The sequence below is a fragment of the Fibrobacter sp. genome (assembly GCF_017545445.1).
GTDB lineage: Bacteria > Fibrobacterota > Fibrobacteria > Fibrobacterales > Fibrobacteraceae > Fibrobacter.
Genome location: NZ_JAFWOM010000071.1, coordinates 1 through 16612, shown reverse-complemented (window position 1 = coordinate 16612; position 16612 = coordinate 1). Strand labels below are relative to the sequence as shown.

Genomic DNA, 16612 nt, shown 5'->3' with positions numbered 1-16612 from the left:
GAAAACGCAGCCACCAAGGACGGTTCCATCCGCTTTGGCGTCACAGTCAAGATGCTCGACAAGAAGACCAAACGCGAAAAAGTCTATAGCATCGTCGGCGACAAGGAAATCGACCCACTCCAGGGCCGCATCAGCATGAAGTCCCCCATCGGCGAAGCCTTGCAAGGCAAAAAAGCCGGCGACACCGTAGAAGTCCAAGCCCCCCGCGGAAAGATCATTTACGAGATATTAGAAGTCAGTTATTAAAACCCTACAATTCGTCATCCTCGTCCGTTAGGGAGGGGATCCATAAGGTTTATAAATTTACGTAGGATTCCGTCGTAAACACAGATACGAGAAATAATGGATTCCCTACGCTTCGCTTCGAGGATGACCATTCCGATAGCAAATCACTTCCTACTGTCTACTTCCTACTAAACAATGTTCATCGATACTCATTGTCATATTGATTCTTACGAACGCCATGCGGGCGAATCATTCAACACGCTACTCGAGCGATTCCGCACATCAAGCTTCGCCAGCGTTCTCAGTTCTGCCAAAGAAAAAGCGGCAGCCTCCAAAATTACACAACCCGAAGCGTTTATCCACGTCGCTTGCGACCCAGCAGATTTCGATTACGCACGCACGCTCAGCGAAAAATACGATAACGTCTATACCGCTTACGGCATCCATCCCGAATACGTCGAAACAGAGACCGCCGAAGACGAAGCTCGAATGCTTGAATTTTTGAAGCATCCGAAGTGCGTCGCCTGCGGAGAATTCGGTCTCGATTACCATTACGGAGCAGAGACAAAAGCAGCACAAGTTAAACTTTTTGAACGCCATTTGCAGCTCGGCATCGAAAGCGGCAAGCCTCTCGTACTCCACCTCCGCGAAGCCGATGACGACGCCCTAGCCGTACTTCGTACGGCCAGTTTGCACAACCGCAACGTTCACGTTCATTGCTTTACCGGCACGCCAGAATTCGTCGAACAGCTCCTTGCGCTAGACGCGAACATCTTCGTCGGATTCACGGGAATCGTCACGTTCAACAACGCCCAAAGCGTCCGCGACGCAGCAGCGCTCGTTCCGTTAGAACAAATGCTCCTGGAGACAGACTCCCCTTACATGGCACCCGTCCCCTTCCGAGGCAAGCCATACCATTCCGGCTATATTCCGTTCATCGCCGACAAACTCGCCGAAATAAAAAACGTGCCCGTAGAGGATATCTACAAGCACTGCCGCGAAAACACAAAGAAGTGTTACGGCGTATAATAGACGAAGGCGTTTTTCGCGACGTTCGCATTGACAACGTTTATTCCAAAACGCATCTATATTATAATAAAAAAGGAGATCCCGGAACGGGGTCCGGGATGACAAGTCAAATGTGTCAGGGATGACTGTTCAAAACAGCAGGCGACTCCAATTCTTCATAAAAAGGAGATCCCGGAACGGAGTCTGGGATGACAGTTCAAAAGAGTCCAGAATGACAATCGGGGACAACTTTTGCTTTTAGGCCTTTACTTCTACAACTTCAGCTTTTTCCGACATCGTTCCTTGAGTCGGGACGTAGTAATGATCCCTCATGTACTCTAGAGCCATTTCAGTATTGAGCGGCTTGCTGAAGTAGAACCCTTGAATCAAGCGGCAACCTTCACGATAAAGGAAGTCCAGCTGCTCCTTGGTTTCGACACCTTCTGCAATAAGATCCAAATTCAAAGACCTTGCAATGCCAATCACCATGCGGGCAAACGAAGCATCTTCTTCATTATCCGCCACGTGATCCACGAAATACTTGTCCATCTTGAGCGTATGCACCGGATAACGCTTCAAGTACGAAAGCGAACTATAGCCCGTGCCAAAGTCATCAATCGAAATCTGGATGCCCATGTTCGAAAGGGCTCGCATAATTTCAATCGTCTTGTCGGCTTCGCTCATTGCAGTATATTCCGTGATTTCAAGCTTCAAGTTACGCGGATTCAAATTCGTTTCCGTCAGCACGCGACGCACGTCTTCGACCATGGAATCCATCGAGAACTGTTTTGCGGAGAAGTTCACCGCCACCTGGATGTCCTTGAATCCCATATCGACCCATTGCTTCGTCTGCTTGCACGCCATTCGCAAGATGAGCGCGCCCATCGGCACAATAAGCCCCGTTTCTTCTGCAATCGGGATGAATTCCGCCGGTGAAATGATGCCGCGTTCCGACTGGTTCCAGCGCACAAGCGCTTCAAAGCCCACAATCTTGTTGCCCGCCCTAATATCGACAATCGGCTGGTACATCAGCACAAATTCTTGAGCCTGGATAGCCCTGCGAATTTCGAATTCGAGCTTGTAAAGCTTCATCGCCTTTTCGCGAATGCCGCCGCTAAAGAACTGGATACCGCCATGGTTGATACCCTTCTTCATATCGCGAAGGCTCGCGTTCGCGTTTGCAAGAATATCCTCAACACAATCGACATCCTGATTGATGACAATGGACATCGAAACGCTGATGTACAAATCCTTGCCTTCCAGAGGAATCGGCGCTTTTACCTTATTATGAATATTGCGAACAAGCGGAATCAAGTCGTCATTCGGATCGCGGCTCTGGATGTTATGCAAAATAATCGCAAACACGTCCGGCCCAATACGAGCGACACAATCGTCCGGACGGTCAACGGATTTAAGACGGTCCGCAATCGTACGGAGAACGTTATCACCAATCTTGATGGAATAAGAAGCATTAATGGCGCCAAAGCTATCAATATCCAAGAGAGCGACCGCAAAAACATAATCGGGGCGTTTTGCCGCCATATCAACATCGTTTTTAAGCTTTTCGAGGAAATACTTGCGGTTATAAACGCCCGTCAGAGCATCTTGATAAACATTATTGTAATTTTCAAATTCGCTAGACTTATGAACCGCCGATTCCGCTAAGGAACCAATCACACGAATCGGGTGCCCAGTTTCGTTGCACTGGACACGACCGCTAATCACAAGTTTCACATTATTCTTGGCGGCATCGAGCAACGTTAAATTGCAAGAGAACGTCCCAGCCGCCTGCAAAGCCTTGTTGAGTTGCTCACGGAAAACATTCCAATCGCTTTCGATAACACGATTTTTCAGGGGTTCAAACGAATCTTCAAGGGTAGAAGTTTCAGCGGCAAGCAGTTTGGCAATACGGTTCGACCAATAAACCTTCCCCGTCGCCACATCAAAAGTCCAGAATCCATCCGATGCGACATCAATCATCATCTGGAACATTTCGTCTTTTTCAAGGAGATCTTTTTTCAAATCGCGAATAGGTTCAACAACCTTAGGCTCCGGAATTTCCACATCGTTGCGAATTTTTTTATTGCGGTCCGATGGGAATTTGTAAAAAAGAGCAACATAGGCTAAAAATATAATAGCCATAAAATAGGGTACAAAGCTAAAAACCCGATCGTTAAAATTCAGAATACTAGGGATCGTTTCTGCAAATAAGATGCATGCTAACAGGATAGCAAAGCGAAGCACCACATGTTCATCAAATAATCTCATGACAACCCAATCTTTTTAATTACACTTAAAATAACAAGAAATATTCCCAAATGGACGATATGAAACAAATTAGTAATGATTTTTTTACTCCAAGTCCTAGTATTCCAAGTTGGAATAGGTTTTATGTTAAACAATAAGGACACTTGCAATTTTTTTCGCAAGTGCCCCTCCAAGTTCTATAACTCAATATAGCATAAAATTTTCAAAAAATCAATAAATCAAAAAAAATGAAAATTTTTCGTTGTAAAAAGAAAAATAAAATAACAACAAATCGTAATGAAATTCAGCAACGGCGCGGATTTTGTGACTATAATCACAGCAATTTTCTACACAAAAATCTTTTTCGTGTGCAAATAATCACAAAAAAATTTTTGGTGAAATTTATATTCTTATCAGACACAAATGATGTAAAATTTCGTAATTTTTTGGGGAGCTACACGCTATTAAACCACTCTCAAATGTAAAAAATAGCTCCAGTTATGCAAATTTTTTGTTTACACAGCATTTTGCTCGAAATCATTACATCAAAATCCAAGCACTGCTATCGCGCCAAGCCGACCACAAACAGGGTCCACAATCGGTGCAACATCTAAACGAACACTTTGGTGATTCTTGAAATGACTAGCCTTTTGCTCAAACATCTCAGCTTTAGCCCCATTCTTTTTCGCTAACCTTCTAAAAACAAAACCCATCGCTACACCAGCACCACCAACTACAGCAGATATCGAACCAAAAACAATTGCTAATCCCGAAGCAGTCGGAGCTCCATCATCAGGATGTTGTTTTGCAAACTCGCGATCGCTATCCAAATTTAAAGCACCATAAGTAATTAAAGCACCCCCACCTATGGCTAACGCACCGCCAACAATAAAGAAAACCGTAGAAGTATTTCTTTGTTTATCCTCTTTATACCTATGCTTGTAAGCTTTTTCCACATAAAATCTAGCACTATCCGCATCGTAATTATAGTCAAACATGTTTTTAAGTCCATCAACGGATTCTGTTTGTACCGATTTTTCAACGAGACTGCCATCATTTTCACTTGTTTGAGCAAAACAAAAAGCAGCTGCAATAAACAAATAAACTAAAACTTTTTTCATTTACACACCTCCACTGCAAATAATATAATAAAACTAAACAAAATAACACACAGTTTTTTTATTTACATAGCGTTTTTCTGGATTTGGGCAATGGTCTTCATGACCATCAGGCCAAACCCAAACTTCATCTGCAAACGGGCAAGAACCACGTTTTCCACCAACGGCGCAATGGTCAGTAGCATTTTCAAAGAACAAACTACCATCATACTTCACATTCAAGGCAGAAAACACTCCCGTTTTTAGCTCTTTACGCAGCGGTTCTAGCAGAGATTCATCAATTTCAAACATTTCACGGAGTTCTTGCGGAGCAACGCTTAAGAACACAACGGGATTCCACTTGATACGGTCAACCCCGATTGATGAAGCCCACGTTATGAGTTCCGGCACGGTTTTCAAGTTTTTTCGATGCAAAGTCACTTGCAACGAAATCGTCGCAATTTTTGCATTTTTCTTATTCGGTGTTGATTTTACAAGCGTCTCGTCCGAAATAGAATTCCGTACGTTCAGCAACTTTTCGACGTTCGCTTTCCAGCCGTCAAATTGTTCCGATGCCAAATGGCTCACCTTTATGTCGCTACACGCATGTAGCAGCGTAGCCATTCCGGCTTCGTTCCCCCACTTTCCGGGAAACGTTCCATTCGTCGTCAAGTTCAGCGGAATCCCAAGCGTGCGGCATAGTTCAAGCAGTTCGTCGAAATGCGAATAGAGCAGCGGCTCCCCCATCGTCGAAGGAATGACTTCTTGCAAAATGCGTTTGCCCGATGCATCGAGTTCCGCGGCATACTTTTCAATCGCTGCACGTGCGACTGCGTAAGGCATCTCACCCATGCCAAACTTGCGACAGACTTGTGAGCACTGGTTCAAAAAACACAGCGGACAATGCAAATTGCATTTATCTGGATTCGTAAGTAAAGTAATGCGACGCATTTTTAGACGAGAGACTATAGACGAAAGGGTGGCAGGGCCGCAGTAGGCAGTGGTTAGTGGTTAGAGATATGGGGTATGAGTGAATGCAATAAGAGCCGTATCTGCGAGGGGTTCTGTGTAAGGAGATCCCGTCCCCTTTCGCGGACCATGACTACTAAGCAGCATAGCTGCAAGTAGTCAAAGTGAACGGAGTCCGGGATGACAAACGCGAAGGGAACCGTGTAAGGAGATCCCCGCCTTACTTCGACAGGCTCAGCACAGGTCACGGGGATGACAACGCAGGGAAAAAGTCCGAGACGAGAGACAAAAAAGTCTAATATTCATTCGTCTCTCGTCTGTAGGACCGCAGGTCCGTTCTTTCGTCTAAGTTCTATGTTCCCTCAGGTACTTTATCGCGGCAAGGCCTGCGATGGCGCCCTCGCCCACGGCTACTGCGACCTGGAGCGTTCCGCCCGTGCAGTCGCCGGCAGCAAAAAGCCCCGGAACTGTTGTCTGGAAATCCTTGTCGAGCACGAGTTTCCCTGCATCGAACGCGGCACCTGCCTTGAGCGCCAAGTCCGTAGCGTTCGCACTGCCCATAGCCACGAACATGCCGTCAAAATTGGCTTCAAGGCCATCATCAAATCGCACGCCTTCAAATTGCCCCGCCCCCTTGAGTCCCGTAATCTTGCGGGTATCAACCTTTACGTTATCAGGGAACGTCGCAGTCACGTCCATGCCGTTCGTCAAAAGCGTAACGCTACCTGCTACAGACAAAAGTTCATTTACTTCGTGCAAAGCGTATTCGCCCGACCCAAGCACAGCGACATCCTTTTTACGATAAAAGAACGCATCGCAAACGGCGCAGTAGCTCACGCCGTGGCCTTCCATTTCTGCCATGCCGGGAATCGGAGTCTTCTTGCGAGCGGCACCCGTCGCCATCACGCAGACCTTTCCACGGTACGTTCCGTTCAAGCCGGTCGCCACAAAACCGAAACCGTCAAACATGAGATCAGTCACCTCATCGTCAACAATTTCAGCACCTAGTGCAAGAGCCTGTTTTTTCCCGACTTCGGCGAGTTCGGCCCCCGTCATCGGTTCTTTCAAACCAAAATAATTTTCAATTTTATGAGCCTTTGCAAGCGCACCTACGTCCTTCCCTACAAGTTGAACGTCAAGTCCTGCTCGCAGACCGTAAAGAGCCGCTGACACTCCAGCCGGGCCATAACCTAAAATCAATATATCAGACATAAGAACCTCCAACCAAAAGATACGAATTTATTTATTTTAAATGGTATCATAGAGATGGATTTTTTGAACATGAGTACGATGTTGCAACGCTACCCGACGCGCGACTTATTTGTAGAGGCTGGATATGGTCCCAATTTTGCGGACCAGCTTATTCAAAATGCCTATAGCAAACTTTTTGAAGGAGACCCGATAGATGAACGAATCTATTTCGAGGCCTCCGACAGCATGGCCTACATTATCGATATCGGGCACGACGAAATCCGCTCCGAGGGCATGAGCTACGGCATGTTCCTTGCCGCCCTGACCGACCACGAAGAGACGTTCGACAAGCTTTGGAATTTTACAAAACGTTTTATACGCAACAACGACGGTCCGCACAAGGGATATTTTTCATGGCAAGTCAGCACCACTGATTTTTCCATGATCGATCCGGGTTCCGCTCCAGATAGCGAAGAATACTTTGCCGCAGCGCTCCTGATTGCAGCACAAAGGTTCAACCGCGACGACCTCCGCCGCGACGCAGTGCAACTCATCACCGACATCAAGTACAAAGCTCCAAGCGATCTTGTCGGCCCCATCATCAACCCCGAAAACAAGCTCGTCAAGTTTTCGCCCGTGTATGGCAACGAGTTTACCGACCCCAGCTACCACACCATGGCGTTCTACCGCATGTTCGCAGAAGCTACGGGCGACAACTCATGGTTCGAGGTCGCACAGGCAAGCATTGACTTTTTGCAGAAAACAGCGCACCCGGTCACTGGGCTCTGCCCCGACTACTCCGAATATGACGGTACTCCCAAGGCCATGCCTTGGTTCCCCGAAAGCAACAACTTCAGCGGTGACGCTTGGCGTGTCGCCCTAAACTTGAGCCTCGACTACTCCATTTTCCGTGGAGACGAGAGAGAAAAAGAACTCTGCGAACGCATTCTGAAATTTTTCCTGAACTGCGACCCCTACCTCTCGGATTACGCCATCGACGGAGGCCCCTATCCGCACCAAGGCCGAAACGCAACTCCAGGGCTTATCGCCATGAATGCCGCCGCCACGCAAGTGCTGCCCACGAACGATCCGCTCATCACGCCGTTCGTAAAAAAGCTTGCAGCGCTCTCCGTGCCTTACCGTTTTTGGCGCTATTACGATGGGATGCTATACATGATTGGGCTTCTCGCGACAGCGGGAAAAATCACACTATAAGGAGTACGCATGAAACTTCCATTCATTCTATTCATCGCGGCTGGCTCTTTGGCCTTGACCGCATGCGACGATGTTCGAGTTGAAAAATACCCGAACGGGAACGTCCGCTTCGAAGCCACCTATGTCAACGACAAGAAGGAAGGCATCGAAAAGGAATACTACGAAGACGGTACGCTCAAGCGAGAATCGAATTTCGTAAATGACCGCCGCGAAGGCCTTACCAAGGAATTCTACAAGGACGGCACGCCGCAGTCGGAACTGCCTTATGCAAACGGCTACATCGAAGGCACGGTCATCCGCTACCACAAGAATGGCAAGGTTGCCTCCAAAGCCCCGTACAAACAAAATAAGCAAATCGCTTTTGGCGAAACGTACAATGAAGACGGCTCCCCCGCCACAAGCGGCAGCTACAAGGACCCGCGTGACGGAAATTCCTACGAATGGATTGTCATCGGCGACCAGCTTTGGACTGCAGAAAACATGAACTTCGCCACCGCATCAGGTGCAATTTGTGCACAGTGCAATCACTGGGGCCGTCTCTATAACTTTGAAAACGCCAAGAAGGCCTGCCTCGAAGGTTTCCACATGCCAAGCAAAGCCGAATGGCAAAAGCTCCTCAAAGTCGCCGGTAAAAAACCGGGTGTCGCCCTCAAGGCTGGCTACGGCTGGGATCCGATCAAGCCGGACTCTCCCATTTTCGGTAACGGCAAGGATGACCTGGGATTCGGAGCAAAAGCTGGCGGTGCGCACTTTGCCAAGAGCGACGTACCTATAAAAGAACGCAAATTCGAAGAAGCCGGCAAAAAAGCCTACTTCTGGACAAGCGAAGGCGAAGTTCTCGTGTTCTTCCACGACAAGGACTTTGCCAAGTTCGAACAGTTCGACCCCGAATTCGGTGCCAGCCTCCGCTGCTTGAAGGACTAGTTAGTTATTGATCAATAGTCGATGGTCAGTGGTCATTAGGCAAAGCTCTGTGGCCTGCGGCTAGAGGTTCCAATGCAAAACGCCTCGGTAAAACCGAGGCGTTGTTTTCGCAAGAATAGCGGTAAAACAGCAAAGACAGACTGTTTAAGGCGTTGTTTTCGCGATTTTGTGCTACCAAATTCAACTTTTTGCTCATTTTGGTAACACATTTTTTACTTTATTCAAACAAAACTTGAGTTTGAATCCATTTTTTATGCTACCAAATCAGCTTTTTTGACATTTTTGGTAACACAAAATGAACAGATAAATTCATAATTCAGTTATTTTTCATTAATTTATTCAAATTTTGTATTACCAAATTACGATTTTTTCGACATTTGGTAGCACTTTTTCGGATTTTAGGGCTTACCAAATCGAAAAACTACAGCTTCGCATGAGCCGCAATGGCGTAAATCGCGGTCACATCCTTGGCCTTGAGCGGTACGAATCCCCAGCCGTCGCCCGGATTCAGCTTTTCGACAAGCGTCGGAATGTCTTCTTCTTTCGCGCCGAGTTCGGCGAAGTTAATCGGCATGCCGATAGAATGCAAGAAGCGGCGGAACGCCTTGATGCCCTCGAGCGCTGTCGCTTTCGGGTTTTCGAAGTTCATCTGGCAGCCAAACACGCGGGTTGCCATCTGAGCAAAACGCATCACATTATGGTCAACCACGTATTCCATCCATGCCGGCATTATCACCGCGAGGCCAGCACCATGAGCACAGTCGTAAAGTCCCGAGAGTTCATGTTCAATCGCGTGGCTGTTCCAGTCCTGACTGCGCCCGCAACCCACAAGGCCATTGTGTGCTACCGTACCGGCCCACATGATGTTCGCACGAACTTCGTAATTGTCGGGTTCGGCCATGGCGCGCGGCCCTTCCTTGAGCATCGTGATGAGTAAAGCTTCGCAAAGGCGATCCGTCGTTTCGACTTCCATAGTATTCGTGAAGTAGCGTTCAAACACATGCGCCATGATGTCCGTAATGCCGCAAGCCGTTTGGTAAGGCGGCAACGTGCAGAGCAATGCCGGATTCTGCACCGCAAATCTCGGGCGAATCACGTCAGAACCAATGTCGCGTTTGAGCATCCCCTCTTCTTTTGTCACAACAGAATCGCCACTGCCTTCGGAACCTGCGGCAGCAATCGTCTGCACCACGCCAATCGGGAGAGCCTTCGTGACTGGCAACTTTTTCGCATAAAAGTCCCAGAAATCGCCATCGTAGAGCGCGCCCACAGCAATGCCCTTAGAGCTATCAATGACGGAGCCTCCGCCCACAGCAAGGATGAAATCAACATCGTTTGCACGCACCATTTCGATGCCCTTGTAAATCAAGGTATCACGCGGATTCGGCTTCACGCCACCGAGTTCCACAAATGAAACGCCCGCAGCATTGAGCGATGCCTTAACGCGGTCAATCAAACCGGAACGCACCGCAGAGCCACCACCGTAATGAATCAGCACCTTCGTGCCGCCATACTTTTTAACGAGTTCACCGCATTCGTTTTCGCGGTCTTTACCAAATACAAATTCCGTGGGGCTGTAGAAATTAAAGTTATCCATATTCCATCCTATTATCAAACCGGAGATGCCCGCCTTCGCAGACATGATAAACGGCTGCATAAAATTTTGTTTTATAAAAATACAAGAAATCCCGTCCGAAAGCAGGATTTTTGCAAAAAAGCCGTTCACAGAAAGAAACACACTTCCGCAAACCCCTTAACGACATTCTTGAAAACATCTTAACATAAAACATCCTCGGCATAACCGAGGAATTTTAAAAAAGAGATCCCGCAACAAGTGCGGGATGACAATGCCACTAGAGATTGCTTCGGCGACTCTCGCCTCGCAATGACAACTCTAATTAGATAATCACTGGATTCCCTCCCCTATCGAGCAAAGCTCTCCAGGGTCGAGAATGACCGTTTTAGACAAACACTGTCTACTGCCTACTTCCTACTACGTTGTGCCGTGAGCATAAAACGCCTCGTATCAACGAGGCGTGTGTGCGAGATAATCGGCTTCTTAAAGTTCTTATTAACTCTAGCCGATTAGGTCGTATATTCTGCGTTGATTTTCACGTAGCCGTAGCTCAAGTCGCAAGTAAATGCGCTTGCAGAAGCTTGGCCGATGTTCAGCACGAGCGTTACTTTGTATTCACGCTGACGAACCACGGCATGCAGTGCAGCCACTTGTTTTTCATCCAGCTGTACCGGACGGCCACCTTCGAGCACCTTGACTTCACCGAAGTAGAGGTCCGTGTGTTCGGCGACCATGTTGCAGCCGCTAGAACCAGCACTGCTGAGGATACGTCCCCAGTTCGGGTCTTCACCGAACATAGCGCACTTGGCGAGGTTCGACGTTCCGATGAAACGGGCCATGCGGAGAGCTTCTTCGTGGCTTTCCGCTTTTTCGATGCGGAGTTCAATGAGCTTCGTAGCACCTTCGCCGTCGCGGACGATATCCTTGGCGAGGCTCCGCATCACAAGCATGAGTGCTGTTCGGAATTCGCCCTGTTCGCTGAGCGAGAGGTCTTCGTACTTGATGCCGCTCATGCCATTAGCAAGCATGATGCAAGTGTCGTTCGTACTGGTGTCGCCATCAACCGTAATCGCGTTGAAGGAATCTGCAATGTCGGCACGGAATTCAGCAAAGAAGTCAATCGGCAAAGCAAGGTCGGTCGTAATGAAGGCAAGCATCGTCGCCATGTTCGGGTGGATCATGCCAGAGCCCTTGCAGGCGCCACCGATTGTCACTACGCCCTTTTCCGTCTTGATTTCTACGGCATGGCTCTTGAGTGCAAGGTCCGTCGTGAGGATAGCGCGGCCAAATTCTTCGGAAGCATCTTCGTGGAGTTTTTCCACGAGCTTCGGGATGCCGGCTTCAATCTTGTCCATCGGCATCAAGTGGCCAATCACACCCGTGCTGCAAACAAGCACACTCTTCGGCGTAAGCTTCAAGGCTTCTTCGGTGAGCACAGCCATGCGTTCGGCATCGGCATAGCCCTTTTCGCCCGTGCAAGCGTTGGCGTTACCGCTGTTCACAATCACGGCGGAGGCAAAGTGGGCATGTTCGAGGGCAGCCTTGTCGTAAAGGACCGGGGCGGCCTTCACCTTATTGGTGGTAAAAACGGCGAAGCAGCGGGCAGCCTTTTCGCTCTTGAGAAGAGCCATATCGGCATTGCCGCTGGCCTTGATTCCGGCGCAAATTCCAGATGCGGTAAAGCCCTTGGGGGAGCAAACGCCGCCTTTTTCCAATACAGTGTACATAGTATCTCCTAAAAAAGAAGCTTTCTTTGCGATTCGGGGTTCGCAACGCCCGTTAAAATTTTTACCTTATAGAGCATGGAAAAGATCATGTTTACACAAGAGGCTTACGACAAGCTCGTTAAGGACCTTGAAAATTTAAAAAATGTTGAACGTCCCCGCGTACTTCAAGAATTAGTTGATGCCCGTGCACAAGGCGATTTGAGCGAAAACGCAGAATACCATGCCGCCAAGGAGCGCCTCGCCGCTATCGACAACATCGAAATGCCAAAACTCCAGGACCAGCTCGCCCGTGCCCAGGTGATTGCTTTTGATACGAATTCCAACACCATCAAGTTCGGTGCTACCGTCACGGCCAAGAACTTGAAGACCAAGCGCGACATCGTCTACCAGCTCGTCTCCCCCGAAGAAGCCGACGCCCTCAACGGCAAAATCAGCTTCAAGAGCCCGATTGGTGCAGCCCTCATGGGCAAAACGCGTGGCGATGTCGTCGAAGTCGTGACCCCGAAGGGCAAGAATCAGTTCGAAATCATCGATTTCAAGTAATCCAACTAACATTCCATGTTCGTAACGCTCATCGGCAAAGACCAGTTCAGCAAGGACAAGCGAATCGAGAAATTCCTCGCTGAAACTCTTGGCGACCGGATTTCTGATCCGATGGCCAAGCAGGTGCTGTACGCCACCGACACCAACATCGCCTCCATCTCCGATGTCATCATCGAAGCGTGCGATTCCGTGTCGATGTTCTCGCCGGAACAGGTCATCGTCGTACGCAAGGCCGAAGCCATGAAAGCCGACGATTGCAAGGCAATCGCCAAATGGATTCCCCATGCGGCAAGCGGCAAAGTGCTCTTTGACTTCGAAACGCTCCTCGCCAGTAGCGAACTCTACAAGGCGCTCTCGAAAGTCTGCAAAGTCGAAAAGTACGACGTGCCGAAGCAGTACGAAATGGCCGACTGGATTTCCGCCGTCGTCCCGACGCACTTCAACAAGGCGATAGAACCTGCGGCATCGCAATACCTCGCCGAAGCACTCGGCAACGACACCAAGCTCGTGTGCGAAGAAGTCGATAAAATTCTCCTTTACGCACCGGACTGCAAAAAGATTACCCTCGACCTCGTGAAAACGATGGTCGTCTCCCAGCGCGACATCCCGACTTACGAAATCGAAGGGTTCTTCGGGATGCAAGACGCCAAAGCCTACGTCCAGAAGCTGAACGAACTTTTGAATAGCGGCGTGGATGCCATCCGCATTTCCAACACGCTCTACAGCTACGCGCTCTCGCTCTTGAACTACGCCTCGCTTACCGCAAAAGGCGTTTCACCCGAAGAAGCTGCCAAGAAAATCGGCAAGAACTACTACATGTTCGTCAAGAAAGGCCAAGCCGCCGAATGCTGCCGCCGCTGGCGTAAGCCGCTCCTTATTCGCGTGCTGCGCCGCCTCGCCGACCTCAATTACGAAATGAAAAGTGGCAAATGCCCCACCCGCATGAGCCAGGAACTCGCCCTCGCCGCGCTTGTGGTGCGCTAGCCAAGCATTTTTCAGATTACATCACTGGATACTTCACGGCTTTTCGCCGTTCAGTATGACATAAAACGAAAAAGCCTACGCAACCGACCGCGCGAAGTAGAATCGCATATAATTGAATTTTCAACAACACGAGCACCCTCGATGTGCAGCGATTTTATGATTTCGGGACTGGCGTTCACGCGATCATTCCGGTCAATTTTGGAGACTCCATCCAAATTATGGAGTTTGTTGGCCAAATTCAGTGCATATTTTACATACTAAAAACAAATTTCTTCCTTTTAGTATGTAATTGAAAAACAATTACTTTATTCATTACATACTAAAATGCGATTTTTGCGAGTTTTATATGTAATTTTTGTATCCAAAAGGGCTGTTTTGATTCATTTTTCACCCCCATAAGGCAATGTGGGGCGTTTTTTATGCATTTTGGGGAAATTTTTCACCCATTTTTACATATAAAAACCGCATTTTTCCGATTTAGTATGTAATACAACAAAATATATGGTTTTTACATGTGGGAAAAACAAGCAAAACCATTTTTTCAACATAAAATAGACATAGAAGCTTTTACTAAACAAGGGCATCGGCACAAGTCGGTCTTATAAGGGCCAACAAGAAACACATTTTATATTTATATTTATCGCATAAACAAAAGAAGGAACTTCCAATGGAATCGCCAACCAAAACACCTACCAACATACAATCCAAAACACAACCCCCAAAAAATTACATGAAAGCGGGAATCGTCGCGGGAATCGTCATCCTCGCAATTGTTTTGTTCAAGTGCAATATCGGCTACAATAGCGCGACACAGCTGCTCGTCAAGCAGTCTCCGTTCGGCACGCTCTCCTGTATCGACCACGCCGGGTTCTACTTCAAAGGATTTGCCAGCATCTACTCCTACGACAGAACCAAGGACTTCTATTTCAATTCATCCACCGAAAAAGTCAAAGGCGAAGGCTGGGAAGGCGGTGACGACGACGAGGACGACATTTCCGTAACGCTTTCCCGAAACGCAAACGCCGAAATTAGCGGCTACCTCAAATACCAGCTCCCGACGGACTGCGATGACCTCGTGAAGATTCATCGCGAACAACGTTCCGACAAAAAACTCAAGCATGACCTTGTCCGAAACTCCGTGCTTTCGGCTGTTAGGAAAACCGCACCGCTCTTCACCGCCGAAGAAGCCAAAGTGACAAAGATTGCTGAATTCAGAAGAATTGCCGAAGACCAGCTCACCGAAGGCGAATACCTCACCACAATCGAAGTGCTAACCGAAAAAGCCGGCGAAGACGAGTTCGATTCCGAAGGAAAGATTATCAAGAAAGCCGAAACGCAAGAATACAAAGTAACGAAACTGAAACTGGACTCGAATGGCAACCGCATCTTGACAAAGCCCTCCGCACTCCGTCTTTACGGCATCAGAGTGGTGCAGTTCGAAATCCAGAACGTCCGCCTCGATCAGAAAGCTCAACAGCAGCTCGACATCGTGAAGGACCGCGAAATGAAGCGCGTATCAAACGCTACGGCAGCAGAAACCGCAAAGCAGGCCGCCATCACCGCCGAAGCCGAAGGTAAGGCACGTATCGCACAAGCCAAGGCCGATCAGGAAGTGGAAAAGATCAAGGCTGTGACGCAGGCCGAAAAGGAACGCGACGTGGCCGTTCTCCAAGCTCAGAAGGAACAGGAAGTGGCCCGCCTCGAAGCGTTGAGGGCTCTCGAAGTTGCTAAGAAAATCAAAGCCGAAAAAGAAGCTGAAGCAGCCGCCAACAGGGCTCTCGTCAGCGCAGGTTTGACTCCGCAAGAACGCGCCGAATGGGACTACAAGACAAAAGTCGGCGTTGCAGAAGCGCTCGCCAAGTCCGCACACCCGCTCGTCCCGGAAATCATGATGACGGGCGACTCCAAGGGCGGCGCAAGCACAGCCATGGACGCAGTAGGCTTGAACATGCTCATGGGACTTACTGAGAAGCTGTCGAAGTAAACGCATAAAAGTTTAAAAAACAAAAGTCCCGCCCATCGAGGCGGAATTATTTGCGTTTACAGAATTTTAATACAGAATTTTTATATATTAAATTTATACAAACACAATTTATCTACAAATTTGATAAGCTTATGATTATAACGAAGGCCACAATTAGCAAATTTTGTCTTTTGGCATCAATTTTATTCGTTGCCGGATGTAATGAATCAACCTCATCCGCGCCAACAACGTCAGAAGAAAAAAATCCAACTTTATACTCTTCAGTCACCCGAATGCAATGCAAAGACTCTTTAGAATCCGCCAAAGATTCTAAAATATATCTTAATCGCAACAATCCGAATGATGCGGTATATATCGGTGATTGCGCCGGTTGCACAAACTTAACACTTTCGATTCGCGATTTTTGCGAAATCTCTGCCGATGTAGCCTTAAACATAACCCAAGATACCCTGTTTATATCATACGCAAACATACAATCAAAGTCCGAATGCACCTGCTACAGAAGCCTCACCTTCAAAGTTCCTAATAAAACAGAATATAAATACGTCAAATTCAAAGACAAAGTTTTCAATTTAGCACCATCAAATATGCTGATTTCCTGCTTACCTGTTGAATACAAAGAAGGCTACTGCGTCCACCAGTAAAAACAGTGAAAGAACTTTTCACAAAAAAACTCAAAAGGGTAGTGTCAAGGGTCTTTCGCAAAAATAGTTTGTCCCAATATCAGATCTAGGCTACATCCACCTTCGCCTTTTTCATTTCCTTTTCATATTCCTGCATCTTTTCATGCTCGTAGAGGTGCTTCATGTTCAGGTACCTCTTGGTGCCCCATTCTTTCGTCGCAACGTATCTCAGCCTGGCACAAACAAGCATCAGTGCCGACTCTCCATCCGGAAAACAGCCCACAACCCGTGTTCTTCTG

The 16612-nt window shown here is 48.0% G+C and carries 14 protein-coding genes and 1 pseudogene; 7 read left to right on the top strand and 8 right to left on the bottom strand.

What is annotated here, in order from left to right; all coding sequences use genetic code 11:
• Both IKG78_RS08560 and IKG78_RS08555 read left to right on the top strand, forming a co-directional pair.
• A partial coding sequence (locus tag IKG78_RS08560) for a GreA/GreB family elongation factor (protein ID WP_290942337.1) occupies positions 1-246 on the top strand: 246 nt, incomplete at its 5' end.
• Between the two features lie 174 nt (positions 247-420).
• A complete protein-coding gene (locus IKG78_RS08555; protein ID WP_290942335.1) occupies positions 421-1254 on the top strand; it encodes a TatD family hydrolase in 834 nt (277 codons plus the stop codon).
• 237 nt (positions 1255-1491) lie between these two features.
• Here the strand turns inward: IKG78_RS08555 and IKG78_RS08550 are convergent, their stop codons facing one another.
• The 4 genes from IKG78_RS08550 to IKG78_RS08535 form a co-directional block, all read right to left on the bottom strand.
• On the bottom strand, positions 1492-3375 hold the full coding sequence (locus tag IKG78_RS08550; protein ID WP_290942332.1) for a bifunctional diguanylate cyclase/phosphodiesterase: 1884 nt from the start codon (positions 3373-3375) through the stop codon (positions 1492-1494).
• Positions 3376-4025: 650 nt separating this feature from the next.
• A complete protein-coding gene (locus IKG78_RS08545) occupies positions 4026-4601 on the bottom strand; it encodes a hypothetical protein (RefSeq protein WP_290942329.1) in 576 nt (191 codons plus the stop codon).
• 33 nt (positions 4602-4634) lie between these two features.
• On the bottom strand, positions 4635-5420 hold the full coding sequence (locus IKG78_RS08540) for a hypothetical protein (protein WP_290942326.1): 786 nt from the start codon (positions 5418-5420) through the stop codon (positions 4635-4637).
• A 471-nt stretch (positions 5421-5891) separates the two neighbouring features.
• Positions 5892-6758 (bottom strand): NAD(P)/FAD-dependent oxidoreductase, encoded by an 867-nt coding sequence (locus IKG78_RS08535; RefSeq protein WP_290942323.1) that lies wholly within the window; start codon positions 6756-6758, stop codon positions 5892-5894.
• A 69-nt stretch (positions 6759-6827) separates the two neighbouring features.
• Here IKG78_RS08535 and IKG78_RS08530 point away from each other — a divergent pair, with 69 nt between their 5' ends.
• Both IKG78_RS08530 and IKG78_RS08525 read left to right on the top strand, forming a co-directional pair.
• Positions 6828-7952, top strand: a complete 1125-nt coding sequence (locus IKG78_RS08530) for a glycosyl hydrolase family 8 (protein WP_290942321.1) — start codon at positions 6828-6830, stop codon at positions 7950-7952.
• Between the two features lie 9 nt (positions 7953-7961).
• Complete coding sequence (locus IKG78_RS08525) at positions 7962-8876, top strand: FISUMP domain-containing protein (RefSeq protein ID WP_290942318.1); 915 nt, start codon at positions 7962-7964, stop codon at positions 8874-8876.
• A 421-nt stretch (positions 8877-9297) separates the two neighbouring features.
• Here the strand turns inward: IKG78_RS08525 and IKG78_RS08520 are convergent, their stop codons facing one another.
• Positions 9298-10473 carry an iron-containing alcohol dehydrogenase gene (locus IKG78_RS08520; RefSeq protein WP_290942315.1) on the bottom strand — a complete coding sequence of 392 codons (1176 nt, stop codon included), beginning with the start codon at positions 10471-10473 and terminating at the stop codon, positions 9298-9300.
• A 488-nt stretch (positions 10474-10961) separates the two neighbouring features.
• Positions 10962-12179 (bottom strand): bifunctional glutamate N-acetyltransferase/amino-acid acetyltransferase ArgJ, encoded by a 1218-nt coding sequence (argJ, locus tag IKG78_RS08515; RefSeq protein WP_290942313.1) that lies wholly within the window; start codon positions 12177-12179, stop codon positions 10962-10964.
• A 75-nt stretch (positions 12180-12254) separates the two neighbouring features.
• Here argJ and greA point away from each other — a divergent pair, with 75 nt between their 5' ends.
• The 3 genes from greA (at position 12255) to IKG78_RS08500 (ending at position 15690) form a co-directional block, all read left to right on the top strand.
• On the top strand, positions 12255-12722 hold the full coding sequence (gene greA / locus IKG78_RS08510) for a transcription elongation factor GreA (RefSeq protein ID WP_290942310.1): 468 nt from the start codon (positions 12255-12257) through the stop codon (positions 12720-12722).
• Between the two features lie 15 nt (positions 12723-12737).
• Positions 12738-13706 carry a DNA polymerase III subunit delta gene (gene holA, locus IKG78_RS08505; protein WP_290942307.1) on the top strand — a complete coding sequence of 323 codons (969 nt, stop codon included), beginning with the start codon at positions 12738-12740 and terminating at the stop codon, positions 13704-13706.
• A 730-nt stretch (positions 13707-14436) separates the two neighbouring features.
• The gene (locus IKG78_RS08500; protein ID WP_290942305.1) at positions 14437-15690 is read left to right on the top strand and encodes an SPFH domain-containing protein; all 1254 of its coding nucleotides are present in this window, start codon (positions 14437-14439) and stop codon (positions 15688-15690) included.
• Positions 15691-15802: 112 nt separating this feature from the next.
• Here the strand turns inward: IKG78_RS08500 and IKG78_RS08495 are convergent, their stop codons facing one another.
• Together IKG78_RS08495 and IKG78_RS08490 are read right to left on the bottom strand one after the other, a co-directional pair.
• Complete coding sequence (locus IKG78_RS08495) at positions 15803-16126, bottom strand: hypothetical protein (protein ID WP_290942302.1); 324 nt, start codon at positions 16124-16126, stop codon at positions 15803-15805.
• Positions 16127-16419: 293 nt separating this feature from the next.
• A pseudogene (locus IKG78_RS08490) lies at positions 16420-16612 on the bottom strand (hypothetical protein); the annotation flags it as partial.